The following is an 8,538-nucleotide window of genomic DNA, read 5'->3' as shown; positions in this document are numbered from 1 at the left end:
CGGCTGTTTCAGCAGAACGCGAAGCCGTACCGCAATGCATACGATTTGATTTCGGAGGCCGACTTTTACCGGGCTTTCGGCAAAATCGAACCGGAGCGGCAAAGGGATGTTTCGGAAAACGGTCAAGCCGAACCTTCGGTCGGAAAAGAAGCGGCTTTACCGCCTGAAGAGCGGTTGCAGTTGGCCAAACACCGTTATTTGATGCAGGGCACGACGTTGACGGTTTCCGAAAAGCAGACGCGATCCGTACTGGAACATGCAATGGAAAACCTGATACACGGCTTGCCGCCTCAGGTGCAGATGCAGGCCCGAACCAACTTCTACGAAAGCCAAATCCAACAACAGGCTCAGAAGTACGATATGGGGTCCGACCTCCATAACGACTCGCCCGAACGTTGAGCATTTATGCTTTCGGTCTTAACCGTATGCCTGTCTGAAAACCGTTTTTCAGACAGGCATTTGTTTTGGAGATGCCATGCCTGAAGCGAAATACGGAGAATTGCCCGGCTACTTTGCGACCGAAGAGCGTTTGGGAGGAAAGGACGCATACGAAGCTGAGAAAACGGCAGGAAAAACGGTGCTCGACTACCGCCAGTGGGTGCAGGTACGCACAGATGAATTTAAAAACTGGTTTGGCGATTGGCAAAACGGTCAAGTTCCTGTCCGGCTGCTTGATAAAAATGGAGAACCAAAAATTTTTTATCCCGACCCTGTTGCGGATACTTATGAGGTTTCCCGCCATATTTGTTACTACGAAACGCAACGGCGGAGCGTAAAAGAGACGATTACCGAATACGTTAAATATGATGACGAAGGCAGAATAATGGGGATATGGCCGCAGCCTAGAGAAGGCTATCTACCCGAGCAGCGCAGCCGGACACGAACATTTTATGAAGATATCGAAAAGTCCAAGACGGTGCATGAAACCCTGCGCTTCAGGCAAGTGGAAGATTGTACATTCCATATACGAATTGAAGGTTCCAACCGTTGGATCGGCGGTTTGGTGTTATCGCCTGAAGATGGAGAAAACGGCTTCCGTAGCAACCGCCCGTTGGCCAAACAGGATGGGAGCCGTTATTTCGTACCGTTTCGTGTCGAAATAGAGAAAGATTACCGGAGCAAAGGCGTGGGAACTGCGCTTTACCGCTTTGCCGAACAGTGTATAGGAGAAGAAATCCATCCCGCCCGTTCGCAGACGGATGCAGCCAAAGGGTTATGGGCGAAACGCAACCGGCAGGGTGGCTTCGGCGGTTATTTTATGAATGCGGACGGACAGATGAAGTCCGCCGTCAATAACAGCGGTTTGTTCGACCGGAGCAACTCCGATACCGGCGATACACTGCCGCAGGAAATACTGGACAAAGCCCGCCGTACTTATCAAGGGCTGCGTGCAACAGCGGCACCTGAAGCGGAAAAGCAGCGTTTCACAATGTTGGAGCAACTAATGGAAAAAACAGTTTCTGGTTTGCCTGCCGATGTGCGGATGCAGGCACGGATTAACTTTTATCAGTCGCAAATCAGGGATGCCGGAAAAACATATGACTTATCGGATGAACGGAACATAGAAACCGGTATAGACCGTTGATTTTCTGATTAAGTCCGTCTAAAAAGCTTGCCTCTTTTGAAGGGCAGGCTTTTTCTTTGTTGATGACAATTAGGGTGTCTATCATGCCGAAAAAATTTGATGTGTACGGTTTGTCCGATGAAGAAATCAAAGCTTTGCGCGAACTCGCTTTCAAACGGTACGGCAAGGCCAGCGTGTCTCTGTTGGCCAAGAAACTGTTACAGGCTCAGTTGGTACCGGCTGACGAACCCGAACCGGTTAAGTTGCCGCCACCCAAATGCAAAAAGCGCATCACCCTGCGCTTGCCGGATAAAGACCGCGCCTATCTTGAGGCGGCAGCGGATACACGTCGCGGATCCATTAACGATGTCGTCAGAGACATTATCCAATCCCATATCTCGCATTATCCGATTTTGTCGGCATTTGAAGCCGATGTGCTGTCGCAGTCCAACTATCAGTTGGTCATGATAGGCCGCAATCTTAACCAAATCGCCCGCCGTCTAAATGCGGGCGAAAACGTATCTTTGAGCAGCCAACAGATCAGTGACTTGAAAAAGTTTATCGAAGCCCACGTCGGCAAAGTAAACCATGTGCTGCAAACCAACCGCCGCCGCAAGCGGGAGTAGCCGGAAGGGAGTGAGGATGACATTGCACCGTAAAATAGACGATTGGTTTTTGGGCTATAAAACCCGTGCCGTCAAAGCCAAAAAAGACGGCGCCCTTTATTTCGGCAATGACCGCAGTAAACATTCCAAACCTTTGAAGCCCGGCAGCGGTTTGGCCAACCTGCGCGCCGCCGCACTCAAACATCCCGAAGTGATGGTTAAAATTCCCAAGCGGCTCAGTAGCAACTCCAAAGGCATGAAAGGTGTACGCAACCATTTGGATTATGTATCGCGTAACGGCGAGGTAACACTGGAAACACAATCCGGCGAAAAGCTGGTCGGCAAACGTGCGGTCATGGGTTTTGCAGACGATTGGCGGAAACTCGGTATCCCCGAAGAGAGCAAGTATAAGGAAGCACTCAATATTGTGCTGTCCATGCCCGAAGGCACACCGCCGGACGCAGTATTGAATGCCGCCCGAAACTTTGCCGCCGAACAGTTTGCCGGGCATCATTATGTGTTCGGACTGCACCATGACAGCCACGACCCTGACGAACCGAAGCACCCCCATGCCCACTTGTGCGTGTTGATGCGGGACGAGTTCGGGCAGCGGCTCAATCCGCGCAAAGCCGATTTGTTCGAGTGGCGTGTCCGGTTTGCCGAAAAGTTACGGGAGGAAGGTGTGTTGTGCGCGGCCACCAAACGCATACACCGCGGCAAAGTCCAAAAACCGGAAAACAGCCTGCTGCGTGCCATGCGTCAGCGCGGGGTGTTGTCTAATGCGGCAAAGCAGCAGGCGGTGGAATTGCTCGAGGCATTGAAAAACAATGACCGCCCCAAGCATCCTTTCTTGAAGGAAACCATGCAGACGCGCGGTATTGTCCTGGAGCAATACGGCCTGATAGCCAAAGAGTTTTACAAGATGGGGCATAAAACCGAAGCGCGGATTATCAGCAAACTGGCCAAAGAAGTGGCCGGGCAATCGTTTGATACCAAAGCGCAAAACCAGTACGACACCATACGGGGTAAGCAGCCGGAACTTGAGAAGCTGCAACAGAAATTGGCGGAACATGGTAAAAACAAGCAAGCGAAAGATATATCGCGCTGAGTTTATTTGTACAGTTTGCCTAAATTAGCTAAAATGTAAAACAAGTTTATCGGTAAAACAAAGGAAATGCTATGCGAATCATGACTGCCAGCAATGCGCAAAACAATTTCGGCGACCTGTTGGACACTGTCCGCCGCGAACCGGTTTTGCTGACTAAAAACAAGCGTCCCGTCGGCGTATTTGTTTCTTTGGAGGATTTGCAGGGGACTTATCTGGCCGATATGTTGGTCGAGAAAGAAAACGGCTACGACGACTGGTTGCAGGCCAAAGTTGAACAATCTCTGACGCGTTTCGAGCAAAACGGCAGTGCAGGCCGAGAATCAGCGATTGTTCATGCGGATACTTTGGATAGCGTCCGCAACAAGCTGAAAAACCGTTGAGCGGAAAATGTACAGGATAATTTATGAACCTGAAGCGGAATCGGATTTGTTGTTCGTTTTGTCGTACTATGCCGATGAGGGCGGTATAAGTTTGGCAGAAATCATCAGCCGCCGTATAGAGACGGCACTGGAAGGATTGGCTTATTTTCCTTACCGTGCGGTTGAGAGTGCTTTGGTTGAAAGTACGCGCGAATATTTTCTCGGTAATCTGCCTTATAAAGCATTCATTAAAATAGATGAAAACAGCAAAACCGTGTATGTGTTGAATATCGTACATACTGCACGGAAATTTCCCTGATTTCGACAGATACCTGTAGGAACAAAACCGCAGTTGCGGTCTAAAGTTGAGCCGCTCACGGTTTCACTTGCTCGGTTTTGTATGATATTGAACAAGATCGGATTATCTACCGTAAAAACACCTTGCATCTGCAAGGTGTTTTTTCTTTTTGTTTAAAGAAAGGTGTACTCATGATTTCTTACACCCAATCTGACAACAGCCGCCTGTTTACCAGCGACTGCCGCCTAGTGCTGCCCCGGCTGACCCGACAAGGCGTGAAAGTGCAAACCTGTATCACATCTCCACCTTATTACGGCCTGCGTGATTACGGTTGTGACGGGCAAATCGGCTTGGAGCCGACCGTGAATGAGTATGTCGGCAACTTGGTGGAAGTGTTCCGTATGGTGCGTGATGTATTGGCCGATGACGGAACCTTATGGCTCAACCTCGGCGACAGTTATGCAGGCAGCGGCAAAGGCCGCAATGCCGACGGCAGCCCGTTTAGCGGGTATCAAGATTCGTTTCAGACGAGCACCCAACTGACAGGCCGTCTGAAAGCGTTCAGCTTCAACGAAGTTAAAAGCACACCGCTGTCAGACGGCCTCAAAGCCAAAGACCTGATCGGCATTCCGTGGCGTGTCGCCCTCGCTTTGCAGGCAGACGGCTGGTATCTGCGCCAAGACATCATTTGGCATAAAACCAACCCGATGCCCGAATCCGTCACCGACCGCTGCGTCCGCTCACACGAATATCTCTTTCTGCTTTCCAAAAGCAGCCGTTACTACTTCGATCACGAAGCCATCCGGGAGCCTTCGGACAGTTACGGACGCCCCGGTGCAAACCGACAAAATGATTTCTGCCGGACGAAAGGCAAATATACGGCAACGCCGAATCCCGGCCAGCGTGCGACCCAACACCGCAGTAACCGTGAGCATACGCCTGCACGGCCGCTGCGTAACAAACGCAGCGTATGGCCGGTATCCACCGTCGCCGCCCGGCACGACCATTTGGCGGCTTTCCCGCCGAAACTGATCGAGCCGTGTATTTTGGCAGGTTCCCGCCCGGGTGATGTGGTGCTTGATCCGTTTTCGGGCAGTGGCACGGTGGCGGAAACGGCCAACCGGTTAGGGCGAAAGTGGATAGGTATTGAATTGAATCCTGCTTTCGTCAATCTGCATGAACAGCGGACAGCACAGCAGGCAATCGGCTTTTAATATTGGGGGAATTTTTATGGCCAACAGCAATATCGAATGGACGGAACGTACATGGAATCCCATAACCGGCTGTACCAAAATATCGCCCGGATGCAAAAACTGTTACGCCGAATCAATGGCGAAGCGTTTACAGTCCATGAACACGCCCGGTTATGAAAACGGTTTTGCCCTTACCCTGATGGAAGGCCGTCTGAAAGAACCCGCCGATAGAAAAAAGTCGGAGGTTTATTTTGTGAACTCCATGTCCGACACGTTTCACGAAAACGTACCGTTTGCTTACATCGACCGTATTTTTGAAACCATCCGGCAGACACCACAGCACACTTATCAGGTGCTGACCAAGCGGGCGGAAAGAATGGCGGAATACTTCGCTACGCGAACCGTTCCTGAAAACGTATGGCTCGGCGTATCGGTAGAAGACCGGCGTTACGGCCTGCCTCGGATCGAATTGTTGAGAAACATTCCGGCAACCGTCCGCTTTATTTCCTGCGAACCGCTGTTGGAAGATTTGGGGCCTTTAAACCTTACAAACATCGAGTGGGTCATCGTCGGCGGGGAATCCGGCTCCAAAGCAAGACGGATGCAGCCTGTTTGGGTGGATAACATCCGACGGCAATGCGAGGCTGCCGGAGCCGCGTTTTTCTTCAAACAATGGGGCAGCTGGGGAGCAGACGGCATAAAGCGCAGTAAACGTGCCAACGGATATCTGCTCAACGGAAGTGTCCGGCAGGAATTTCCCATGCCTTTACACAGGAAGTAAAAATGACCAAACAATACACACTGGACTTGAGATACAAACAAATCGGCGATTTGTTCGCCGGGGGCTGTGGCGCAAGCTGCGCCATTGAACAGGCGACAGGGCTATATGTTGATTTTGCCGTGAACCACGACGAACAAGCCATTTCCATGCACACTGCGAACCATCCGCAAACCGTCCATTATCAGACGGATGTGTATGAGGTTGATCCTTATTTGGCATGTCGCGGCCGTCCCGTGGGGCTGCTGCATCTCAGCCCTGATTGTACCCATCACAGCCAAGCCGCAGGCGGGCAACCGCGTGACAATGCGACACGTTCCTTAAGCTGGGTGGGTAAACGTTGGGCGGCACAAGTACGTCCTGACATCATCACATTGGAAAATGTAGAACAGATTACCCGCTGGGGGCGACTGGTGGCCAAACGGGACAAGGCCACCGGCCGCGTGATTAAGTTGGATAAAACCGTAGCGGCTCCCGGTGAGCGGGTGCCGGTACAACAACAATACCTGATACCCGATCCCAAACACGCAGGGAAGCGGTGGCATAAGTTTATATGTGAGCTGGAAAAACTGGGTTACGTCGTCGAGTGGCGGACGCTGATTGCCGCCGACTACGGCGCACCCACTACCCGTAAACGGCTGTTTATGGTTGCACGGAGAGACGGTCGGCCTATCGTATGGCCGGAGCCTACACACTATAAAAAACCGCAAAAAGGGCAAAAGAAATGGAAGGCGGCTGCCGAATGTATAGATTGGTCCGTGCCGGGCAAGTCCATTTTCGGACGTGAAAAACCGCTGGCCGATGCCACCATGCGCCGGATTGCCAAAGGCATCAAAAAGTTTGTCCTGGATAATCCCGAACCTTTTATCGTCAAATTCCGTGGCGACAGCGCAGGGTGTTCCATTAATCAACCTTTGTCCACCATTACCAGCGGCGGCAATCCCAAACGACCGGCAGGGGGCGCGCACGCTTTAGGTGTGGTGGAACCGATACTTGCCCCTATCGTAACCACCCGCAGCTACGGAGATGACAGCAAACGGTGGGGACATGGCAGTAAATCGGTACATGAGCCGTTCGGAGCCATTTGCGCCCAAGGCAACGGCGATCACGGTTACGTTTCTGCCGTACTGGTTAACGCTGCTTACGGAGAGGGAAGCGGCCGCACCAAACGGCGCGGTATCGGCAGCCGGGATATTACCGATGCCCTCGGCACCGTGACCGCCTCCGGCAGCGGCGGTCATGCCGTAGCCGCCGCATATCTGATGCAGGCCAACGGCGGCTATAACACCGTACACGGTAAAGAAGCATCCGAGCCGATGACGACGCTTACCAACAGGGACAGCCGGCAACAACTGGTATCAGCCTGCCTGATACGCCAGTTCGGATCCAGCACCTGCAGCGACATGGCCGCACCGATGGTGGCGGCGGTAAAACTTCGCTGGCTGTTTGTGAACTGGGTAATGCCGAAGAACGTGCGCTCAGAGTTGCCTCATTCCTGATTAACTATTGCGGTAACAGTGATGTCAGCAATCTGTCAGCCTCGATAGATGGTCTGACGACCGAAGACCTATTATCGTCGGTTAAAGTTTATGTGAACAAAGAACCTTATTACATTGTGGACATAACCCTGCGTATGTTACTGCCCAAAGAGCTTTACAAGGCTCAGGGATTTCCCGACGATTACGTCTTTGACCGCGACCATACCGGCAAACCACTGACCAAAACCGCACAAATACGCATGTGCGGTAACTCGGTATCGCCGCCGCCGATGGCCGCGCTGATACGCGCCAACTATTGTCCCGAAGCGGTCTTTGCCGGACAACAGGCGGTCTGACCACACATTGCAGAAAATTGCCCCGCCACAGCACATGAATTTGTGTAGCGGCGGGGCTTTTTGTGTTTGCCACCACTGTTGCCCGTTCTATTTCTTGACAGTAAAGATAGAATTTTACGGGTTATGCTGATAATATGAAAAAAGCATTGTGTAAATTAGGTAATACTGTCATGAAAAAACTGATTTTATCGGTATTTGTGTCTTTGGGTTTGGTTAGCTTGTCCGCACCTAGCCATGCTTTCAATTGTTTGGAATATAAAACATTTGCCAGCCACCTGAGCGGGAAAGAAGCGGCAAAAGATGCTCCCAGTTGGGTGAGGCAGGCAGGATTAAAGCCATGCAAAAACCCCAATGAAAGCGGTACCCAGTTTGCAAAACGTGTTTTGGATGCCAAATACGGTGTAGGAAAGTGGAAAACCGGCCCGGCAACAGAGCATAATCAAATTAAAAAATATGGTGACAGAGCTTTTAACTAATTGAAAGGTATAGAAAAATGTTTACATTGAATACAGTTTATGTTCTTTACCATACGCGAATAGACGCTCTAGGTCATGAAAATGATAAGTGCTTGGGTGTATTTTCAAGTCTGGAAGAGGTAGAAAAGGCTAAAGAATACGCACTAAAACAGAAAGGTTTTAAAGATTATCCCGACGGTTTTTCTGCCGTTGAGTATGAAATCAACAAACAGGAGTGGTTGGAAGGCTTTGGCGACTGATTTTATTTGAAGCCACCGTGACAAAGAAGCCCCGCCGCAGCACATGAATTTGTGTTGCGGCGGGGCTTCTTTTGTTTTGTTAGG

At 51.1% G+C, this 8,538-nt stretch carries 12 protein-coding genes; all 12 read left to right on the top strand.

Going from position 1 to position 8,538, the window contains the following annotated elements; genetic code table 11:
* Positions 1–399: hypothetical protein (locus HMPREF9370_RS02065; RefSeq protein WP_009115620.1), on the top strand; the 399-nt coding region annotated here is incomplete at its 5' end.
* A 76-nt stretch (positions 400–475) separates the two neighbouring features.
* Complete coding sequence (locus HMPREF9370_RS02060; RefSeq protein ID WP_009115619.1) at positions 476–1,585, top strand: hypothetical protein; 1,110 nt, start codon at positions 476–478, stop codon at positions 1,583–1,585.
* A gap of 83 nt (positions 1,586–1,668) precedes the next feature.
* Positions 1,669–2,190, top strand: a complete 522-nt coding sequence (gene mobC / locus HMPREF9370_RS02055; protein WP_040666792.1) for a plasmid mobilization relaxosome protein MobC — start codon at positions 1,669–1,671, stop codon at positions 2,188–2,190.
* 16 nt (positions 2,191–2,206) lie between these two features.
* A complete protein-coding gene (locus HMPREF9370_RS02050; protein ID WP_009115617.1) occupies positions 2,207–3,277 on the top strand; it encodes a relaxase/mobilization nuclease domain-containing protein in 1,071 nt (356 codons plus the stop codon).
* A 71-nt stretch (positions 3,278–3,348) separates the two neighbouring features.
* The gene (locus HMPREF9370_RS02045; RefSeq protein ID WP_009115616.1) at positions 3,349–3,657 is read left to right on the top strand and encodes a type II toxin-antitoxin system Phd/YefM family antitoxin; all 309 of its coding nucleotides are present in this window, start codon (positions 3,349–3,351) and stop codon (positions 3,655–3,657) included.
* Between the two features lie 7 nt (positions 3,658–3,664).
* On the top strand, positions 3,665–3,955 hold the full coding sequence (locus HMPREF9370_RS02040) for a type II toxin-antitoxin system RelE/ParE family toxin (RefSeq protein ID WP_009115615.1): 291 nt from the start codon (positions 3,665–3,667) through the stop codon (positions 3,953–3,955).
* A gap of 170 nt (positions 3,956–4,125) precedes the next feature.
* Entirely contained in the window at positions 4,126–5,148 is a 1,023-nt protein-coding gene (locus HMPREF9370_RS02035; protein WP_040666790.1) for a DNA-methyltransferase, read from the top strand.
* Positions 5,111–5,908, top strand: coding sequence for a phage Gp37/Gp68 family protein (locus tag HMPREF9370_RS02030; protein WP_306424901.1), 798 nt, complete (start codon positions 5,111–5,113; stop codon positions 5,906–5,908). The genes HMPREF9370_RS02035 and HMPREF9370_RS02030 overlap by 38 nt, the downstream gene beginning before the upstream one ends.
* A 2-nt stretch (positions 5,909–5,910) precedes the next feature.
* A complete protein-coding gene (locus HMPREF9370_RS12440) occupies positions 5,911–7,404 on the top strand; it encodes a DNA cytosine methyltransferase (protein ID WP_009115612.1) in 1,494 nt (497 codons plus the stop codon).
* A gap of 92 nt (positions 7,405–7,496) precedes the next feature.
* Positions 7,497–7,739: a DNA cytosine methyltransferase gene (locus tag HMPREF9370_RS12435; RefSeq protein ID WP_009115611.1), complete on the top strand. Its 243-nt coding sequence runs from the start codon at positions 7,497–7,499 to the stop codon at positions 7,737–7,739.
* A gap of 170 nt (positions 7,740–7,909) precedes the next feature.
* Positions 7,910–8,215 carry a hypothetical protein gene (locus tag HMPREF9370_RS02015; protein WP_040667345.1) on the top strand — a complete coding sequence of 102 codons (306 nt, stop codon included), beginning with the start codon at positions 7,910–7,912 and terminating at the stop codon, positions 8,213–8,215.
* Between the two features lie 17 nt (positions 8,216–8,232).
* A complete protein-coding gene (locus tag HMPREF9370_RS02010) occupies positions 8,233–8,454 on the top strand; it encodes a DUF7336 domain-containing protein (RefSeq protein ID WP_009115609.1) in 222 nt (73 codons plus the stop codon).
* Positions 8,455–8,538 lie beyond the last annotated feature (84 nt).

The sequence above is a fragment of the Neisseria wadsworthii 9715 genome (assembly GCF_000227765.1).
Classification (GTDB): domain Bacteria; phylum Pseudomonadota; class Gammaproteobacteria; order Burkholderiales; family Neisseriaceae; genus Neisseria; species Neisseria wadsworthii.
The sequence above is the reverse complement of the archived record's forward strand: the minus strand, read 5'-3'. Positions and strand labels throughout refer to the sequence as shown.

Coding starts and splice junctions, on each gene's coding strand:
- HMPREF9370_RS02060 (WP_009115619.1), top strand. CDS start 476: ATGCCTGAAGCGAAATACGGAGAATTGCCCGGCTACTTTGCGACCGAA.
- mobC (WP_040666792.1), top strand. CDS start 1,669: ATGCCGAAAAAATTTGATGTGTACGGTTTGTCCGATGAAGAAATCAAA.
- HMPREF9370_RS02050 (WP_009115617.1), top strand. CDS start 2,207: ATGACATTGCACCGTAAAATAGACGATTGGTTTTTGGGCTATAAAACC.
- HMPREF9370_RS02045 (WP_009115616.1), top strand. CDS start 3,349: ATGCGAATCATGACTGCCAGCAATGCGCAAAACAATTTCGGCGACCTG.
- HMPREF9370_RS02040 (WP_009115615.1), top strand. CDS start 3,665: ATGTACAGGATAATTTATGAACCTGAAGCGGAATCGGATTTGTTGTTC.
- HMPREF9370_RS02035 (WP_040666790.1), top strand. CDS start 4,126: ATGATTTCTTACACCCAATCTGACAACAGCCGCCTGTTTACCAGCGAC.
- HMPREF9370_RS02030 (WP_306424901.1), top strand. CDS start 5,111: ATGAACAGCGGACAGCACAGCAGGCAATCGGCTTTTAATATTGGGGGA.
- HMPREF9370_RS12440 (WP_009115612.1), top strand. CDS start 5,911: ATGACCAAACAATACACACTGGACTTGAGATACAAACAAATCGGCGAT.
- HMPREF9370_RS02015 (WP_040667345.1), top strand. CDS start 7,910: ATGAAAAAACTGATTTTATCGGTATTTGTGTCTTTGGGTTTGGTTAGC.
- HMPREF9370_RS02010 (WP_009115609.1), top strand. CDS start 8,233: ATGTTTACATTGAATACAGTTTATGTTCTTTACCATACGCGAATAGAC.